The organism is Azospirillum brasilense, assembly GCF_007827815.1.
Taxonomy (GTDB): domain Bacteria; phylum Pseudomonadota; class Alphaproteobacteria; order Azospirillales; family Azospirillaceae; genus Azospirillum; species Azospirillum brasilense_C.
Genome location: NZ_VITH01000006.1, coordinates 380,043 through 398,008 on the forward strand (window position 1 = coordinate 380,043; position 17,966 = coordinate 398,008).

General features: G+C 68.4%; 19 protein-coding genes. 16 read left to right on the top strand and 3 right to left on the bottom strand.

Annotated features, from left to right (window positions below; translation table 11 throughout):
- The first annotated feature begins 11 nt into the window (after positions 1-11).
- From FBZ83_RS14825 to FBZ83_RS14865, 9 genes are read left to right on the top strand one after another with little or no spacing between them, the layout of a single operon-like run.
- Positions 12-1,475, top strand: a complete 1,464-nt coding sequence (locus tag FBZ83_RS14825) for a hydrogenase 4 subunit D (RefSeq protein WP_145684137.1) — start codon at positions 12-14, stop codon at positions 1,473-1,475.
- A gap of 14 nt (positions 1,476-1,489) precedes the next feature.
- Entirely contained in the window at positions 1,490-2,143 is a 654-nt protein-coding gene (hyfE, locus tag FBZ83_RS14830) for a hydrogenase 4 membrane subunit (RefSeq protein ID WP_114857052.1), read from the top strand.
- A gap of 5 nt (positions 2,144-2,148) precedes the next feature.
- On the top strand, positions 2,149-3,774 hold the full coding sequence (locus FBZ83_RS14835; RefSeq protein WP_247888311.1) for a hydrogenase 4 subunit F: 1,626 nt from the start codon (positions 2,149-2,151) through the stop codon (positions 3,772-3,774).
- On the top strand, positions 3,771-5,486 hold the full coding sequence (locus FBZ83_RS14840; RefSeq protein ID WP_145684141.1) for an NADH-quinone oxidoreductase subunit C: 1,716 nt from the start codon (positions 3,771-3,773) through the stop codon (positions 5,484-5,486). Before FBZ83_RS14835 ends, FBZ83_RS14840 begins: the two co-directional genes overlap by 4 nt.
- 12 nt (positions 5,487-5,498) lie before the next feature.
- A complete protein-coding gene (locus FBZ83_RS14845) occupies positions 5,499-6,089 on the top strand; it encodes a formate hydrogenlyase complex iron-sulfur subunit (RefSeq protein WP_145684143.1) in 591 nt (196 codons plus the stop codon).
- Complete coding sequence (locus tag FBZ83_RS14850; protein WP_145684145.1) at positions 6,086-6,889, top strand: NADH-quinone oxidoreductase subunit B family protein; 804 nt, start codon at positions 6,086-6,088, stop codon at positions 6,887-6,889. Before FBZ83_RS14845 ends, FBZ83_RS14850 begins: the two co-directional genes overlap by 4 nt.
- Positions 6,886-7,353, top strand: coding sequence for a formate hydrogenlyase maturation protein HycH (gene hycH / locus FBZ83_RS14855; RefSeq protein WP_145684147.1), 468 nt, complete (start codon positions 6,886-6,888; stop codon positions 7,351-7,353). Before FBZ83_RS14850 ends, hycH begins: the two co-directional genes overlap by 4 nt.
- Entirely contained in the window at positions 7,350-7,808 is a 459-nt protein-coding gene (hycI, locus tag FBZ83_RS14860) for a hydrogenase maturation peptidase HycI (RefSeq protein WP_145684149.1), read from the top strand. Before hycH ends, hycI begins: the two co-directional genes overlap by 4 nt.
- 43 nt (positions 7,809-7,851) lie before the next feature.
- Entirely contained in the window at positions 7,852-8,760 is a 909-nt protein-coding gene (locus FBZ83_RS14865) for a formate/nitrite transporter family protein (RefSeq protein ID WP_145684151.1), read from the top strand.
- 77 nt (positions 8,761-8,837) lie between these two features.
- Here the strand turns inward: FBZ83_RS14865 and fdhD are convergent, their stop codons facing one another.
- Positions 8,838-9,623 (bottom strand): formate dehydrogenase accessory sulfurtransferase FdhD, encoded by a 786-nt coding sequence (fdhD, locus tag FBZ83_RS14870; protein WP_247888312.1) that lies wholly within the window; start codon positions 9,621-9,623, stop codon positions 8,838-8,840.
- Positions 9,624-10,159: 536 nt separating this feature from the next.
- On the opposite strand from fdhD, the gene hypA reads away from it, so the two are divergent.
- The 3 genes from hypA to FBZ83_RS14885 are packed head-to-tail and all read left to right on the top strand — an operon-like array spanning position 10,160 to position 11,404.
- Positions 10,160-10,501 carry a hydrogenase maturation nickel metallochaperone HypA gene (hypA, locus tag FBZ83_RS14875; protein WP_145675620.1) on the top strand — a complete coding sequence of 114 codons (342 nt, stop codon included), beginning with the start codon at positions 10,160-10,162 and terminating at the stop codon, positions 10,499-10,501.
- Between the two features lie 23 nt (positions 10,502-10,524).
- The gene (locus tag FBZ83_RS14880) at positions 10,525-10,806 is read left to right on the top strand and encodes a HypC/HybG/HupF family hydrogenase formation chaperone (RefSeq protein WP_145684156.1); all 282 of its coding nucleotides are present in this window, start codon (positions 10,525-10,527) and stop codon (positions 10,804-10,806) included.
- Between the two features lie 43 nt (positions 10,807-10,849).
- Positions 10,850-11,404, top strand: coding sequence for a HupE/UreJ family protein (locus tag FBZ83_RS14885; RefSeq protein WP_145684159.1), 555 nt, complete (start codon positions 10,850-10,852; stop codon positions 11,402-11,404).
- 193 nt (positions 11,405-11,597) lie between these two features.
- Here the strand turns inward: FBZ83_RS14885 and FBZ83_RS14890 are convergent, their stop codons facing one another.
- Positions 11,598-12,770: a hypothetical protein gene (locus FBZ83_RS14890; RefSeq protein WP_145684162.1), complete on the bottom strand. Its 1,173-nt coding sequence runs from the start codon at positions 12,768-12,770 to the stop codon at positions 11,598-11,600.
- An 838-nt stretch (positions 12,771-13,608) separates the two neighbouring features.
- Here FBZ83_RS14890 and FBZ83_RS14895 point away from each other — a divergent pair.
- From FBZ83_RS14895 to FBZ83_RS14910, 4 genes are all read left to right on the top strand, one after another.
- A complete protein-coding gene (locus FBZ83_RS14895) occupies positions 13,609-14,418 on the top strand; it encodes a helix-turn-helix domain-containing protein (protein ID WP_145684164.1) in 810 nt (269 codons plus the stop codon).
- 93 nt (positions 14,419-14,511) lie between these two features.
- Positions 14,512-15,057 (top strand): hypothetical protein, encoded by a 546-nt coding sequence (locus FBZ83_RS14900; protein ID WP_247888313.1) that lies wholly within the window; start codon positions 14,512-14,514, stop codon positions 15,055-15,057.
- Positions 15,058-15,199: 142 nt separating this feature from the next.
- A complete protein-coding gene (locus FBZ83_RS14905) occupies positions 15,200-16,210 on the top strand; it encodes an AAA family ATPase (RefSeq protein WP_145675626.1) in 1,011 nt (336 codons plus the stop codon).
- Positions 16,200-17,147, top strand: a complete 948-nt coding sequence (locus tag FBZ83_RS14910) for a ParB/RepB/Spo0J family partition protein (RefSeq protein ID WP_145684167.1) — start codon at positions 16,200-16,202, stop codon at positions 17,145-17,147. Before FBZ83_RS14905 ends, FBZ83_RS14910 begins: the two co-directional genes overlap by 11 nt.
- Before the next feature lie 210 nt (positions 17,148-17,357).
- Here the strand turns inward: FBZ83_RS14910 and FBZ83_RS14915 are convergent, their stop codons facing one another.
- On the bottom strand, positions 17,358-17,960 hold the full coding sequence (locus tag FBZ83_RS14915) for a cysteine hydrolase family protein (protein WP_145684169.1): 603 nt from the start codon (positions 17,958-17,960) through the stop codon (positions 17,358-17,360).
- Positions 17,961-17,966: the final 6 nt, after the last annotated feature.

Sequence of the window (17,966 nt, forward strand, 5' to 3'; positions counted from 1 at the left end):
GGGGCAGCATCATGATAACACTCCCCACGGAACCGCTCGGGCTGTTGGCGCTGGCCGCCATCCTCGTCCCCTTCGGCGGCGCGGCGGTGATCGCCGCATCGAAACGGGCCTCGGCCAAATGGCTGTGCCAGGGCTTCGCCGCCGCCACCGTCGCGGTGATCGCCATCCTCGCGATGTCGCTGCTCGGCGACGGCAAGATCGGCGGCACCTACGAGCTGATCGCCTTCGGATCGGTCTCGATCCTCGGGCTGGTGGTGGACAGCGTCAGCGTTCTGATCGCGCTGGCGGTGATCGCCATCGGCCTGCTGGTGGCGGTCTATTCCGCCGCCTACCTGAACGCCGGCAACCGCGAGCATCCCGACATCGGCCGGCGGCGCTTCTACGCCTTCCTGCTGGTGTTCATCGGCGCGATGACCGGGCTGGTCTTCAGCTCCACCGTCGTCGGCCAGCTCGCCTTCTTCGAGCTGACGGGCGCCTGCTCCTGGGCGCTGATCGGCTACTACGAGTCGCCCAAGGCGCTGCGCTCGGCGGCCAAGGCGCTGCTGGTCACCCACGTCGCCTCGCTCGGCCTCTACGTCGCGGCGGCGCTGCTGTTCCTGTCGACCGGCACCTTCGCGCTCTCCGCCATCGCCGATCTGGCGCCGGGGATGAAGGCGGTGGTCCTGCTGGCGATCCTGGTCGCCGCCTGGGGCAAGTCGGCCCAGCTGCCCTTCCACATGTGGCTGCCCGACGCCATGGAGGCCCCGACCCCGGTCAGCGCCTACCTGCACGCGGCCTCCATGGTGAAGGTCGGCGTCTACATCTTCGCCCGCGGGCTGATGTCGTCGGGCGGCGCGCCGGAGGTCGTCGGCTGGGTCGGCTCGACCATGGCGGTGCTGACGCTGGTCTACGGCTTCTTCATGTATCTGCCACAGGTCGACCTGAAGCGCCTGCTCGCCTATTCGACCATCACGCAGCTCGCCTACATCCTCCTGGCGCTGTCGCTGTCGGTCTTCGGCTCCGACCTCGCCTTCAAGGGCGCCATCGCGCACATCTTCAACCACGCCTTCGCCAAGACGCTGTTCTTCCTGGTCGCCGGCGCGCTGAGCTACACCGCCGGCACGCGCCTGCTGCCGTCGCTGCGCGGCATCGTCACCAAGTCGCCGCTGCTCGGCGTCGCCTTCGTCTGCGCCGCCCTGGCGATCACCGGCGTGCCGCCCTTCAACGGCTTCTTCAGCAAGTTCGCCATCTTCGCCGGCGGGTTCGAGGTCGGGGCGCAGCACTGGGCGCTCATGCTCCTGGTCGTCATCGCGCTGGCGGAATCGGTCGGCTCCTTCGCCTGGTTCCTGAAATGGCTGGGCCATTCGGTGCCCGGCAAGCCGTCCGCCACCATGGCCGCGGCGGCCCCGCTGCCGGCCGGCATGAAGTTCGTGCTGGTCGCCCTGGTGGTGATGACGGTGGTCTCAAGCTCCATCGCCGCCTCGTGGCTCGGTTGAGGGAGGGAACGGTCATGAACGGATTTCTCATCGTCAACGGCCTGTCGGGCCTGCTGATCGTCAGCTCCCTTCTGGTCACGCTCGCCGGCAACCCGGCCAACTCCGCCCGCTTCTATGCGCTGCAGAGCTTCATCCTGGTGATGCTGTTCGTGGCGCTGGCGGGGGCCACCGGGTCGGGCGAGCTGTATCTCTGGTCCTTCACCGCGCTGCTGACCAAGGTGATCCTGGTCCCGGCGATCATGTATCGGACCTTCCGCCGGCTCAGCGATCCGGCCATCGGGTCGGGCGCGGTGATGCCGACGGCGCTGTCCATCGTCGGCGCGGCGGTCGCCGTCATCCTGTGCTTCGGCGTCGCGTCCAAGGTGACGCTGCCGGCGGCCGACGCCATCAAGCCGGCGCTGGCGGTGTCGCTCGCCCTCTTCTTCATCGGGCTCGGCTGCATCGTGGCGCAGCGGAACATCCTGAAGCAGGTGTTCGGCTATTGCCTGATGGAGAACGGGTCGCACCTGACCCTGGCCCTGCTGGCCCCCAACGCGCCGGAGCTGGTGGAGATCGGCATCGCCACCGACGCCATCTTCGCGGTGGTGGTGATGGCGGCGCTGGGATCGCGGATCTTCGACACGCTGCACACGCTCGACGCGCGCCAGCTCACGAGCCTGAAGGGATGACCGCCATGGTACCCTCGATCCTTCCCCCCCTCCTCCTGATCGGCCCGCTGGCGGTGGCGGTGTTCCTGCTGACCCTGCCCTGGTTCCGGGAATCCCTGCCCGAGACCCTGGCGAGCGACCAGGACAGCGTGGCGCTGCTGGAGCGCATCCATCTCGGCTCCATCGCCTACGTCTTCCTGCTGAGCGCCGCGGCGCTGGTCCAGGTGCTGTCGAACGGGGCCATCGCCGCCTTCGGCGACTGGCTGTTCGTCGACGCGCTCGGCGCCGTCTTCATGATGCTGATCGGCGTGGTCGGCCTGCTGACCGGCCTCTACTCCATCGCTTACATCCGCCACGATCTGGAGTCCGGCGCCATCGACGCCGGCAAGGTCCGGGTCTATTACGGCTTCTTCAGCCTGTTCCTGTTCACCATGCTGCTGGCGGTGACCGCCAACAACATCATCATGATGTGGGCGGCCATCGAGGCGACGACTCTCGGCTCCGCCTTCCTGGTCGGGCTGTACGGGCAGAAGTCCTCGCTGGAGGCCGCCTGGAAATACGTCGTCATCTGCACGGTCGGCGTCGCCTTCGGCCTCTACGGCACGGTGCTGGTCTTTTCCAACGCCGCCGACGTGCTGGCCGACCCGCACCAGGCGGTGCTGTGGACGGCGCTGGTCGGCCACGCCGGCGAGCTGGACCCGATGCTGGTCAAGCTGGCCTTCGTCTTCGCCCTGATCGGCTTCGGCACCAAGGCCGGCATCTTCCCGATGCACGCCTGGCTTCCCGACGCCCATTCCGAGGCGCCGAGCCCGGTGTCCGGCCTGCTGTCGGGCGTGCTTCTGAAATGCGCCCTGCTGATCGTCATCCGCTTCTACGTCATCACCGTCGGCACGGTGGGCGTCGGCTTCCCGCAGACGCTGCTGCTGACGCTGGGCCTGCTGTCGGTCGGCGTGTCGTCGCTGCTGTTCTTCGTGCAGCAGGACCTGAAGCGCAAGCTGGCCTATTCCAGCATCGAGAATGTCGGGCTGATCGTCGTGGCGCTCGGCATCGGCGGGCCGCTCGGCATCGCGGCGGCGCTGCTGCACGCCATCAACCACAGCGTCACCAAGGCCCTGTTCTTCTGCACCGCCGGCAACGTGCTGATGAAGTACGGCACCCGCGACCTGCGGGCGGTGAAGGGCGTGCTGCGGGCGGCCCCGGCCACCGGCCTGCTGATGATGGCCTGCGCCCTGGCGCTGGCCGGCTTCCCGCCCTTCAACATCTTCGTCAGCGAATTCATGGTCTTCATGGCCGGGCTGAACGAAGGCTATGCCTGGATCATGGCTCTGGTCGCGCTCTTCCTGTGCATCACCATCGCCGGGCTGGTGAAGATCGTCGCCGACAGCGTTCTGGGCAAGAGCCCGGAGACGATGGCCAAGGGTGACGTCGGCTGGAAGGCGCTGGCCCCGCTGGGCGTGCTGGCGGTGCTGGTGCTGACGCTGGGCTTCGCCGTGCCGCAGCCGCTGTCCAATCTGGTGCAGCAGGCGACCGCGGTGGTGATGAACGGCGACAGCCGGCCGGTGGTCGCGACCCCCTGGCAACACTACGACACGGTGCGCGCCGGTGGTCTTCTGGTGACCGGCAACCTCTCGCAGACGGAGATCTCAAAATGAACCTCATCGCTCCGGAACGGGTCGGGAGCGGCATCATCGCCTCCCTGCGCGAGAGCCTGCCCCACGCCATCCTCGACGAGTCCTGGCAGACCGGCGCCCAGGTGACCATCACGGTCAAGCCGGCGTCGCTGCCCGACGTCGTCGCCAGCCTCTACTACGACCACAACGGCTGGCTGTCGGTGGTCGTCGGCAACGACGAACGGCCGCTGAACGGCGCCTACGCCGTCTATTACGTGCTGTCCATGGAGGGCGCCGACCGGTGCCACGTCGTGGTGCGCTGCGAGGTGCCCGCCGACACGCTGGAATTCCCCTCCGTCACCCCGCGGGTGCCCGCCTGCGTGTGGGGCGAGCGCGAGGTGCGCGACATGTTCGGCCTGCGCCCGGTCGGGCTGCCGGACGAACGCCGCCTCGTCCTGCCCGACGACTGGCCGGACGAGCTGTACCCGCTGCGCAAGGATTCGATGGACTACCGGCTGCGGCCGGCGCCGACCAGCGACGACGAGACCTACCAGTTCATCAACGAGGCCAAGCAGGAGACCCGCGTCGTCCCGCTGGGGCCGCTGCACATCACCTCCGACGAGCCCGGCCATTTCCGCCTGTTCGTCGACGGCGAGGACATCATCGACGCCGACTACCGCATGTTCTACGTCCACCGCGGCATGGAGAAGGTGGCCGAGACGCGGATGGGCTACAACGACGTGACCTTCCTCGCCGACCGCGTCTGCGGCATCTGCGGCTACGCCCACAGCGTCGCCTACGCCAGCTCGGTGGAGAACGCGCTGGGCATCGTGGTGCCGCCGCGGGCGCAGGCCATCCGCGCCATCCTGCTGGAGACCGAGCGGATGCACAGCCATCTGCTGAACCTCGGCCTCGTCTGCCATTTCATCGGCTTCGACACCGGCTTCATGCAGTTCTTCCGCGTGCGCGAGAAGGCGATGACCCTGGCGGAGCTGCTGACCGGTGCCCGCAAGACCTACGCGCTGAACCTGATCGGCGGCGTGCGCCGCGACATCCTGGGCGACCAGCAGGCGAAGACCCGCGAGCTGGTCGCCGAGCTGCGCGACGACGTGACCCGGCTGGTCGAGGTGCTGCTGTCCACCGCCAACGTCAGCGGCCGCGTCAAGGGCGTCGGCCGGCTCGACCCGCAGATCGCCCGCGACTACAGCCCGGTCGGGCCGGTGGTGCGCGGCAGCGGCCACCGCCGCGACACCCGCGCCGACCACGCCTTCGCCGGCTACACGCTGCTCGACATGCCGGTCCATGTGGAGCAGGGCTGCGACGTGCTGGCCCGCACGCTGGTGCGGGTGTCGGAGTTCTTCGACAGCCTGTGGATCATCGAACAGCTGCTGGACAAGGCCCCGGCCGGTCCGGTGCTGAACGAGGATTTCACCTATGTCCCGCACAAGTTCGCGCTGGGCTTCACCGAGGCGCCGCGCGGCGAGGACATCCACTGGTCGATGACCGGCGACAACCAGAAGCTCTACCGCTGGCGCTGCCGCGCCTCGACCTACAACAACTGGCCGGTGCTGCGCTACATGCTGCGCGGCAATACGGTGTCGGACGCCCCGCTGATCGTGGGCAGCATCGACCCCTGCTATTCCTGCACCGACCGCGTGACCGTGGTGGACGTCCGCAAGAAGCGCTCCAAGACCATCGCCTACAAGGAGATGGAGCGCTACTGCCGCGAACGCACGGATTCACCGCTGAAGTGACGGGGGCGACCAATGCTCAAGCTACTCAAGGAAATCCTCCGCACGGGCGAGGCGACGGTCAAGTACCCCTTCGCCCCGATGGAGGTCTGCAAGGACTTCCGCGGCAAGCCGGAACACCGGGCGGAGGACTGCATCGCGTGTGCTGCCTGCACCGTCGCCTGCCCGGCCAACGCCATCCAGATGGAAACCGACACCGCCGCCGGCAGCCGCACCTGGTCGATCAACTACGGGCGCTGCGTCTTCTGCGGCCGCTGCGAGGAATCCTGCCCGACCGGCGCCATCCGCCTGTCCGCCGATTTCGAGCTGGCGGTGGGCAGCAAGGCCGACCTGACGCGCAAGGCCGTCTTCACGCTGGCCGGCTGCGCCTGCTGCGGCAAGCCCTTCGCCCCGGCCAAGGAGGTCGACTACGTCGCCCGCCTGCTGGGCCAAAGCGCCCGCAGCGCCGAGGAGGCGGAGCGGCTGCGCCTGACCGCCGCGACCTGCCCGGCCTGCAAGCGCGCCCAGGACGTCCAGCAGATCGCCGGCATGGGGATCGCCCGGCAGATGGACGCCGGGCATTCTGAATCCGAACACGCGGTCAAGGAACGGGAGACCACGCCATGAACGCCCCACTCGCTCCCAACGCCCTGGTGGCGGAGATGTCGCCGGTCTCCACCAGCGACCAGATCGCCACGATGAAGACGGCGCTGCTGAAGAACATCCAGCGCTCCGCCTACGTCTATCGCGTCGATTGCGGCGGCTGCAACGGCTGCGAGATCGAGATTTTCTCGTCCATCACCCCGGTGTTCGACGCGGAACGCTTCGGCATCAAGGTGGTGGCCTCGCCCCGCCACGCCGACATCCTGCTGTTCACCGGGGCGGTGACCCGCTCCATGCGGATGCCGGCGCTGCGCGCCTATGAGGCGGCACCCGACCCGAAGATCGTCGTCTCCTACGGCGCCTGCGGCTGCACCGGCGGCATCTTCCACGACCTCTACTGCGTCTGGGGCGGCACCGACAACATCGTGCCGGTGGACGTCTACATCCCCGGCTGCCCGCCGACGCCGGCCGCAACCATCCACGGCTTCGCCGTGGCGCTCGGCCTGCTGGAGCAGAAGCTGAAGGCCGAAACCCATGTCGAGGCCGCGGGCGAGGCCGCCGCCCTGCCCCACCCGGACATCCCCTACGCGCTGCGGGTCCGGCTGGAGCGCGAGGCGCGGCGCATGGCCGGCTACCGCCAGGGCCGCACCATCGTGGAGGAGTTCATGGCCCTGCTGGAAGGGCATGCGCGCGCCCCCGGAGCCCTGACCCTGCCCGACCGCATGACGGCGGCCGTCGGCGCGGAACGCGACCCGCGCCGCGCCGAGATCATCGGCCGGCTGGCCGAGGTCGTGCAGCGGACCATCCGGGGAGAGGCGCCATGAGCACCCTCGCGCACGCCGATCCCGGCTCCATCCCCGGCCTGCGCAGCGGCCGCGGCCGGGAGCCGGAGGTGGTGTTCTACCAGCTGAACGCCAAGGTGCTGGAGCGCAAGGAGGACATCCCGGAGGACGCCCGGCAGGTGGTCTATTATTCGCTGGCCATCGGGCATCACATCGGGGTCTTCGACTGCTTCACGCCGGCCTTCCGCTGCCCCACCGCGCTGTTCGACCGCGTCCTGGACGCGCTGCAGGACCACGAGGAGGCGCACCGCAAGCTGTCCGGCCTGCTCCGCTTCGGCGAGATCACGGTGGACGGCACCCACACCCGGCCGCTGCTGGCGGCCATCGCGGCGGCGCGGCCGGCCGCCCCGCCCGACGTGGCGGCGTGGCTGGACGGGCTGGGCACGGCGCTGGAGGCCATCCGGCGCGAACCGGCGATCTATCTGATGGGGAGACGGCTGTCATGACCGATGTCGTGTTCACGGTTGGGAACGTCCTGCGCGGCGACGACGGCGCCGGCCCGCTGCTGGCCCAACTGCTCGAGGATCTGCCCGCCCCCGGCTGGACCGTGGTGGATGGGGAGGATGTCCCGGAGAACCACACCCACCACGTCCGCTCGCTGGCGCCGCACCGGGTTCTGATCGTCGACGCCGCCGACATGCAGCTGCCGCCGGGCGCGGTCCGGCTGATCGAGCAGGACAGCGTCGCCGAGCAGTTCATGGTCACCACCCACGCCATCCCGCTCAACTTCCTGATCGACAGCCTGCGCGAGACCGTGCCGGAGATCCTGTTCCTGGGCATCCAGCCGGAGGACACCAGCTTCTTCGCGCCGGTCACCAGCACCGTCCGCAACTCCGTGGAGGCCGTTCACGACCGGCTGGTCCGCGGCGAGGGATTCGAGGCCTACGAGACGGTGGGCTGATCCGCTGTTCGGGGCAACCCAAGACATCTGAAGGAGTTTCGCCATGGGGGACTCTGCGTCGAAAGACACGCCGGTTCTCGGCATGGACGCCTATGCGCCCGCTGAGATCCAGGACAAGGTCGAAAAGCTGGGGGTGAAGAAGGCGACGATGCCGTTCCTGCCCAGCTTCATGCTGGCGGTGGTCGCCGGCGGCGGCATCGGGTTGGGCGGCATGTTCTTCGTCATCGTGCTGGCCGACCCCGCCCTCAGCTTCGCGGTCCAGCGGCTGCTCGGCGGGCTGGTCTTCTCGCTCGGCCTGTCGCTGGTCATGGTCGGCGGGGCGGAGCTTTTCACCGGCAACTGCCTGATCGTGATGGCGCGGGCCAACGGCCAGATCAGCACGGCCCAGGTCCTGCGCAACTGGGCGACGATCTGGATCGGCAACGCCGTCGGGGCCATCGGCCTCGTCACCCTGATTTACCTGTCGCACCACACCGAGATGAACAACGGTGCCGTCGGCGCCGCCGTCCTGAAGCTCGCCATCGGCAAGATCGCCCCGGACGCCGTGACGATCTTCTTCAAGGGCATCCTGTGCAACCTTCTGGTCTGCCTGGCGGTGTGGCTCGCCTACGCCGGCCGCACGGTGACCGATAAGATCGTCGCCCTGACCCTGCCGGTCGCCGCCTTCGTCGCCGCCGGCTTCGAGCACTGCATTGCCAACCTGTATTTCCTGCCGCTGGCCTATCTGCTGAAGGTGACGGGCCATGTCCCGGCCGGGCTGGACGTCTCGATGATCACGCCGGGCGGCATCCTGCACAACCTGCTGTTCGCCACGCTGGGCAACATCGTCGGCGGCTCGGTGTTCGTCGGCGGCATCTATTGGCTGATCTACCGCAAGGGCCTCGGTGGCCTGACCCCGCTGCCGCCGCGCAAGCCGCTGCCGTCGATCGGGCAACCGGCGGCGACCCATTGACCGTAAAAAACCGCGGGCTGGCGATGAACCAGCCCGCGGTTCTTTTTGATTGCGGTGCTTTTTGATTCAGGTGCGGTTCACGCGGGCGTCGCGACCCGCGACGGGACGGCGTAGACCGTCAGACGGCTTTCGCGCACGAAGGCGACGACCCCCACCCCCACCGTCGCGGCGAAGCCCAGGCACAGCGAGGTCGGGGCGGAGATGGCCGCGATCAGCGGGATGCCGGCGGCGGCCGTCTTGTGGACCAACTCGAAGGAGCAGCGGCTCGACACCACGACGAAGCCGCCGGTGGGGTCGATGCGGGCGCGGGCCAGCGCCCCGATCAGCTTGTCGAGCGCGTTGTGCCGGCCGACGTCCTCGCGCACCGCCACCAGTTCGCCGTCGGGCCGGGCGAAGCCGGCGGCATGGACCGCCCCGGTCTCCCGGTTCAGGCTCTGTCCCGACGGTAAGGCCGCCATGGCGCGGCGGATCGCCTCCGGCGCGAAGCGGGCGTCGGAGCGGAGCGGGTCGAGCGGCCTCAGGGTGTCCGCGAAACTGTCGGTGCCGCAGCGGCCGCAGCCGGAACCGCCCATCAGGTTGCGCTTGCGGCGCAGCAGGGCGGCCAGCCGCTCCACCGGCACCTGCATGCGGATGCGCACTCCGTCCGTCACCTCGTCGACGGCGGTGACGGCCAGTTCGTCGGCGCTGCCGACGATCCCCTCGCTGAGGGAGAAACCGGTGGCGAAATCCTCCAGGTCGGTGGGAGTCGCCAGCATGACGGCGAAGAGGTCGTCGGCGTACAGCAGCCCGATGGGCACCTCGTCGACGATCTTCTCCTCCCGCCGGTCGATGCCCGCCCCGGTGCAGACGGTTGCCGGCACCATCCGGAATCCCTGATGGGAAAGCGGACGGGACGGGGAGGACGGCGCGGAGAGCGGGGCCGGACAGGCGATTGCATGTTCCATGATGTGGCCGAAACCCTGGCTGTGGCGGCACCGCCGGACCGGCGTCCGCTGTCCAACTCTGCACCCAACCGACACACAGCGACATGCGGCATTCCGGCTCACCACAAATATTCAACAGTCCATTTAGAATAAGAACAACTTATTGCACCATAGAAACCGATTATCGATCACTTTTTGTCAATCAACTCCGCGACGCCTTTCTTATTTGATGTTTGCAACACTCATCAATCAATGGTATTTCTTGAGAACGGTTGAACAAACCGCCTTTCCAGGCAGCCTGCCAGCGACCCGTCATCTCGATTGTTCCAACGATGATGCGCCAGGGCATGGTCGATCCGCCACGGAGATTTCCAAACAGGACCCGAAGCCACCGACTTCCGGCCCATCGCTCGACCAGCACGGAACCGGCGCCTCTCCTGAATCGGGACCACCGGCTCTCACAGCGGAGAAGGACGATGCATGAGCTTTCCTTGTGCGAACGGTTGCTGGAGATGCTGGAGGAGGCGTCGCAGCGCCACGCCTTCCAGCGGGTCACACGGATCAAGCTGGCGGTGGGCCAGTTCGCCTGCGTCGATCCGGACGCCCTTCGCTTCGCCTTCGACGTGATCCGACGCGACACGCTGGCCGGCGGCGCGACGGTCGACATCCAGCAACCGCCCGGGCTGGTCTGGTGCGAGGACTGCGCCGACGAGAGGGAGGTTCCGACGCGGATCGCCCCCTGCCCGGCCTGCGGCGGCCTGCGCCTGACCCCGCGCGGCGGCGACGACCTGACGCTTGTGGAACTGGAAGTGGCGTGACCGCCGCGACAAGGAGTCCCGCCATGTGCCTTGGAGTCCCGGCCCGGATCATCGCCATCGCCGACGCCGCGCGGATGCTCGCCGTCGCCGACATCCTGGGCGAACGGCGGGAGGTCGATCTGTCCTGCATCGCCGAACCGGGCGAAGCCCTGTCCGATCAGGTCGGGCGGTGGGTCCTGGTCCATCTCGGCTTCGCCCTTTCCCGCGTCGAGGAAGCCGACGCACGGGTCACCCTCGACCTGCTTCGCCAAATCGACGAGGCGGAAGCCGGGAAAGGGCACCTGAAGGCCTCCCTGCTCGCCTGACCAGTGCGACGCGGCCGGCCGAACCCAACAGGAGATCGTTCCTATGAACCGGTTGATTTCCGCCGGCCTCGCCGGCGTTCTTTCGGTGGCGCTGGCGCTGCCCGCGGCTGCCCACACCGGCCATGCCGGCGACGCGATGTTCGTCCAGGGGCTCCTCCACCCGCTGACCGGCATCGACCATCTGCTGGCCATGGTGGCGGTCGGCGTCTGGGCTGCGCAGAATGGCGGCCGTGCGCTCTGGCTGCTGCCGATGGCATTCATCGCCATGCTGTCCGCCGGTGCCGCGCTCGGCATCGCCGGAATCGAGCTTCCGGCGGTCGAGGCCGGAATCGCCGCCTCGGTGGCGGTGCTCGGCCTGCTGGTGCTGCTGAACAAGCGCGTGCCGGCCACCGCCGCCGCGCTCCTCGTCGGTGCCTTCGCCGTTCTGCACGGTCACGCCCACGGCACCGAGATGCCGCAGGCCGCGGACCCGCTTCTCTACGGGCTGGGCTTCGTGCTTTCCACCGCGCTGCTGCACGGCACCGGCATCGCGCTCGGTCTGGCCCGCCATCTCCCACGGCGGCTGCTTGCCCTCCGTGCGCTGCAACGGCCGGAGTGAGGCGAGCGCACCACGACACCCAAGCGGAAAAACCCGCGCTTATCCCTCAAGCCGAACTCCCGCCGCCCCCTTTGTTACCAGGGGCGGTGGGAGCGCATCACTTGCGCCGCTGTCCTGCCGGACGCGCAGGGTGGAAATGTGGAGCCGCCGAGATGGCCGGCCCTCCCCTCTCAGGCTGCGCGGCGGTTGCCCCTCAGGCGTCACGCTCCAACAGGGGCGCCGGCTTTTCGACCGCCCTGGACGCCCGGTCACGGCGAAGCCGGGTGCCGGCCAACCGATCCACGCGCTGGAACGGTCCGTGCGGCGTGCCCCCCATCTGCGCCAGGGTATCCTCGGCCTGCGCTTTGGCCAAGCGGGCCATCTCGATTTCCGCCCGGAAGGCGGCGGATGGCGTCAGCGTGTAGATCTCGTCGTCGATCGAACGGCCCTGGACCTGCCGTTCCAGCTCGAAGGGCTCGATGATGCCAGCGTCCTGGACCGCCGCCAGCGAATCCCGGATGGTGCTGAGCGTGTCGCGGAAGCGTGAGCGCTCGGTCATGCCGCTGTCGCGGATGATGGACCGCGCGTTGATGACGATCGGCTCGTCCAGGCTCCCCGCCTCGTAGTACCAGGACAGCATCTTGTAGATCCACCGGCCCACCGGCGGCAGGCAGATCAGGGTCTCGTAGGAGACCATCCGGTAGCGCAGGTTGCGGATGTCGCTTGCCACCAGATCGTTGAACTTCAGGTAAGCCATGGTGCCGCCGTTGACGCCGGCCTGACCCTTCACCTTCTTGGTGCCGAAATGCAGCGTGGGGAAGGCGGAGCTCGACAGCACGGCCTCCTTGGTGCCGTCGTCGACCGTCACCTCGACGACGCTCTTGTGCAGGATGGTCAGGGCGTCGCGGATCTCGTAGTGGGACAGGGTCTTGTTGACCTTGGCCAGTTCCTTCTGGATCTCGTGCAGCGAGAAACGCAGGACGATCTCGTCGTGCTTGTCCAGGCTGAGGCGGGCGCGCCGGGTGGCGATCAGGCGAACCACCTCCTCGACGATCTGTTCCCGGTTGCCGGGCATCACGACCTTCCAGCGGCTCTTGTCGTCCTTGGCCCCGTCGTCATCACCGCCGTCGGAGCGCAGGCGCAGGCTGACCGGGTTGATGGTCAGCCGGTAGGAGCGGCCACCGGCCTGGAAATGCCGGTCGATCGGCGTCTCCACCATGTCGTCGCCGAAGAAGAACCGCGGAGCGGTGTCCCACAGCCCGAACGCGTTCGTGCGGCGCGGTTCGCCCTGCTGGACCGCCAGATTCTCGGTCTCGAAAAGCAGCAGTTGAACCGCATCCGGTCCGGTGCTGGCCGAATTGGTCAGCTTCGTCGACGTCTGGGCCATGCCGGTCGCTCCTTCATCCACGCCGAGCGTAGGGCGGGATCGGCTCCGGTGCAACGCACGCCGGCGCAGCCCCTATGGGAACACGAGGTTCTGCGCGCGCTGTTCTAGGATGAGCGCGCGCATCATCTAGGAATGACGCGCGCATGGGCGCGCTCCCCCCTGCCGCTTCTAGGTTTGGCGCGCGGTTACCGCCCGAATCGGGCAATTCCGCACGACTCGGGAGTCGCGGTTCTAGGTTTGACGCGCGGTTCATCCCAGCGGCCTTCAGCGGTGGGCCAACAACATCTTGTCGCTCATAAAGGCTCACCCCACCGGATATCGGGCTGCAAGCCCCCGAAACGCGCGTGATTCCTTGGTTTTCAGATCAGACGGAGCGCCTGAAGCGCGCGCCGCTCCTAGGAAACACGCGGTCGAAGACGCGCTGGCGCAGGAGGGTATCTAGGAATGGCGCGCGCTGAATCCGGCCGGTTGTGCGACTGTGCCCCCTGTCCACGCGCGCGCTGTTCCTAGAACCCCCGCCACTCTGCGATGCGCCGCTGGATTTTCCGAGCCCGCTGGCCGCGCGCCAATCCTAGAAGATGTGCGCGCGAAACCCAGAGAGTCCGAGTCCGCCCGATTCTCGGGCATGCGCGCGCCAAACCTAGAACAAGCGCGCCTTGGTCCTAGAAATCCGCGCGGACATCCTCGAACACCGCGCGTGGAACCTTCCATGAGCGCGCGGCAAACCTTCAATGAGCGCGCGCCCATCCTGGAACGGCGCCGAGTCCCGGTTGCGGTGACACGCAAGGCTCCCAAGCATGACGGGGAAACGGGACGAGACTCCGGAGCCAGAGCGACCATGACCACATCGACCGACCCGATCAGCCGCTGGGGCAAGATTCCCGCTTGGTGGCTTGACCACCCCGATCTCGAGGCCGACGGATTCGCCGTCCTGGCGGCGCTGGCCACCTACGCCGACGAGCAGGGAGTCTGCTGGCCGTCGCAGTCGACGCTGGCGGCCAAACTCAAGCGGTCCCGCCCGACGATCAACCGCATTCTGCAGCGCCTCGACGACATGGGTCTGGTCCGCATCGAACACCGCCGCGGTCGCGACGGCTCCCGGCTGTCCTGCCTCTACCGGCTGCGCGTCGAGCGGGACGGGGAAACGGCCGACGAAGCCGCCACGCGCCCTGTTCCGGACATCGACAGGGATGACTCGGAGGCGGACGTCCCCTGTCCGCTGGCGAGTCAGGAACAGCTCCATTCCGAACAGATTCCGGACTCGCTCGCTTCATGCGGGCGCAGGCCGGCGCATGAGGTGTCGGCGGATTGGGTTCCGAGCGCCGACGACCTTGCCTGGGCACGCAGCCGCTTCGACGCCGTCGACATCGGCCGGCATGTCGAGGGGTTCGTCCTGCGCTGCCAAGCCCACGGCTACCGCTACCGGGACATCTCCGCTGCCTGGCGCGCCTGGCTGGCCCAGGACGCGGCGGCCGTGAAGACACCGGCCGTGAAGACTGCGGCCGTGAAGACTGCGGCAGCCGCCGACATCACGCCACCGCCGTCCAGCCGGCCGCGGGAAAGCGCCGCCGAGCAGCGCATCAACGCGTGGCTGGCCGTCGCCGCTCGGCTCAAGGGCACGCCGCCGGCCCCCCGTTCCTGCTCCTGAGGAGACCCAACCATGTCCGCCGCCGTGATGCCGTTGCCGGAACGTTCGCCACTCCCGTTCGATCCCACGATGCCGTCCTCGGACCGATGCCGGTTGCTCGAATCGGCCTTCCCGGAGCCGCTGCGGGACGTCCTGGCCGCCGGCCATTTGGACCACCGCCCGCGCTTCAACGAGGACGGCTTCGAGGGGCTTCAGGAAACCTGGACGCCGCCGGCGACCGTCACGGTCCGGCAGGCGGCCATCGCGCAGCGGGTGCTGGCCGACCTGGAGGGCTCCATCCTGGCCCCGGCGGAACCCGACCGGCTGCTCGGCCGCGTCTTGGCGCTGCTGTCGCACTATCCGGCCAAGGGGCTGACCCCCGATGTCGAGCAGCTGGTCGCCCTGGACTGGGTCGACGATCTCGGCGAGTTCCCGGCCTGGGCGATCGATCAGGCGGCGCGCTCCTGGCGACGGTCGAAGAAGTGGAGGCCGAGCATCGCGGAGATCCGGGCGCTGTGCGAGGAGGCCTGCGCGAAGGAGCGTGTGCTTGCCGGGCGGCTGCGGACGATTGTTCGGGCGGGGCATGTTGCCGCAACATCGGGGCCCGTGCCGGGGGCCTTGCGGACCATGAGGGCACCGGGGCTTCGACGGATGCCTTGAATTTGCTGGAGTTCCAGGCCTGGGTGTGACCGCTCGGACAACACCGAAGGAGCGGATCGTTGCCGCACCCCCTGTCACCTTGACCGGAGCCGCACCCCTTCATAGAGTGCGACCAGGGATGTGCGCCAGGAAGGGGAAATCCATGCGTGGCGAGGACATGCGCAGTTACCGCGAGGGCCGCGGGCTCAGCCAGCCTGATTTCGCGGTCTTTCTGAACGAGGGCCTTGGGCGCCGGTACGGCCGCCAGCAGATCTCCCGCTGGGAGAACGGCGCCGAGCGGATTCCCGAAGCGGTGGCCGGCCTGCTTCGCAAGGAGATGCTGGGGCCCGAGGCTGTGCACGGCCCGGCGCTGGTCACCGTCCTGACCAACCAGAAGGGCGGCGTCGGGAAGACGACGACGGCCGTGAACGTCGCGACCATCATCGCACAGAACGGCTCGAAGACCCTTCTGATCGATGCGGATGCGCAGGCGAACGCCACCCTGCACCTCGGTGTCAACGCCATGGAGCGGGAGGAGCAAGCCCGGACCCTGTACGACGCCCTGCTCGGCAAGGCGGACATCCGGGACTGCGTCCTGACGATGGACCGATCCGGCCTGGACCTGTTGCCCTCCAGCATCCGGCTGTCGCAGGGCGAGGTCGAGCTGGCGGCGAAGCCGGCCCCGAACTTCACCCTGCGCGGCTGTCTTGCCGAGATCCGGAAGCGCTACGATCACATCATCATCGACTGCCCGCCCAACCTGGGACAGATGACGCTCAACGGGCTGACGGCGGCCGATCTCGTCCTCATCCCGTGCCAAGCGGAACTGATGGCGATCGCCGGTGTCGATTACCTGCTCAAGACGATCGACGAATTGCAGCGGCTGTGCCACCCGACGCTGAACATCCTTGGCCTGCTGCCGACCATGTACACCCAGCGCAACACGCAGGACCGCGAAAGCCTCAGCCTCATCCATGAGCGCTATGGCAAGACCATGCGCGTGTTCGAGCCGGTGCCGCGCTCGACCACCTACGCGCAGGCCGTTGCGGCCGGCCGCGCCACCATCGAGGTGGCTCCGGAGGTTGCCGGCGCCCCCGCCTTCAACACCATCGCAAGCGCACTGATGGCCGAGCGGGCGAAGCGCTTCGGCTCGGAGGTCTCCCATGCCGCCTAAGATCCAGCGCTCCAACCCCGCCTTTTTCGGGACGAAGCCGGCAACCGTGGCGACCGGAGAGCCCGAGCGTCGGGCCTCGACGGTGGGCGTCCTGGTCGGCGCTCCTGAAAACGCGGCCCGGATCGTCCATCTGCCGGTGGACCTCGTCGACGACAACCCTCACCAGACGCGGACCCATTTCGACCCGTCGGACCTCGCGGCCCTGCAGCAGTCCATTTCCACGCACGGCCTGCAGCAGCCGATCGGTGTCCGGCAGAAGGACGACGGCCGGTATCGGCTGGTGTTCGGCGAACGCCGGCTGCGCTGCGTCCGCGCCCTGGGCCAGCGGACCATCGCCTGCGTGCTCGTCGGCGCCGAACTCGACGATGCCGAGATCACCGTCGTCGAGAACATGCTGCGGACGGACCTCAACCCCTTCGAGCAGGCCGACGCGATGGCGCTCCTCAAGGAGCGTCGCGGCTGCACGAATGTCGACGTCGGGCGCATCGTCGGCATGGACCGGAGCGACGTCTCGCGGACGTTGCTGCTCCGCAACCTTCCGGCCGAGATCCGCGCGGAGTACGAGCAGCAGGCCGAAAAGCCTGCCCGATACAAGCTGTGGAAGATCGCCGCCCTGGCCTCCCCCGAGGAGCAGATCGCCGCTTGGCAGGCGATGATCGGCAACGACGAGGCTGTCACGCTTGCGGCAGACGATCAGGCCCTGGATGAGAGGGCCGAGGCCGACGACGGACGCCGGCGCGACATCCGCCGGGATTCCTCCGCGGTTACCCTGAGCGCGTTCAGTTTGCGCGTCGCCCGGCACTTCCAGCGGTCGCGGGACGCCCTTCTGGCCTTCCAGGACAAGCCGAAGCGGCTTGAGGACAGCGATCGTCAAATGCTGAGTGACATGAAGGCCGCGATCGAGAAGATCCTGGCCGTGGACGCCGATCCGGCGTGACCACCGGCGGCGTGGAAATTTCCACGCCGCGACTGTCGCCGCCAAGAGGACGACGGATGGCTTGATCGACCGGCCACGGCCATCGCTTGCCATCCGTCGTTCCTACTCTGGCGATGAGGCGTGGAAATTTCCACGCGCGTTTTTCGCTCACACCTTAAGACGGCACCCCTTTTTAGGCGTCTGCCACGGGGACGCGGTCGCCCGATGCCCTCAATCCCAGGCCCGGCTGTCCTTGACGACCACCGCGAAGCGGTCGGCCAAGGCCGCGAGATTGGCGCGGTGCAGCGCCGCGGCCGGAATCACGCCACCGTTCCCGTCCGGAAGGTCGCGGGTGGCGCCGGCCGCGTCCACCACGGTGGTCCGCCAGCCGAGGTCGAGGGCGGCGCGCACCGTGCTGCTGACACACATGTGGGTCTGGAAGCCGGCGACGATCAGCTCCGTGCGCCCGGTGGCGCGGATCAGGGCGTCCAGCTCCGTTCCGGCGAAGGCGTTGGGCAGACGCTTCACCACCACCCTCTCGCCGTCCTGCGGAGTCAGCGGGGCGACGATGGCGGCCAACGGCCCGTCCGGGTCGAACAGGGCGCCGCCGGGCTTGCCGTGGTGGACGATGTGGAAGACCGGAACGCCGGCCCTGCGCGCCCGCTCCAGCAGGCGCGCGGCTTCGGCCACCGCGGCCTCCACCCCGACCAGGGGAAGGGCGCCTTCGGTGTATTCGCGCTGGGCGTCGATCAGCAGCAGCGCCGCGGAGTCGAGCGGGCTCGGCGTGGCGGGGGCGCCGGCGAGGGCGAGCAGGGTCTTCGGGGTGGCGCTCATGGTGGT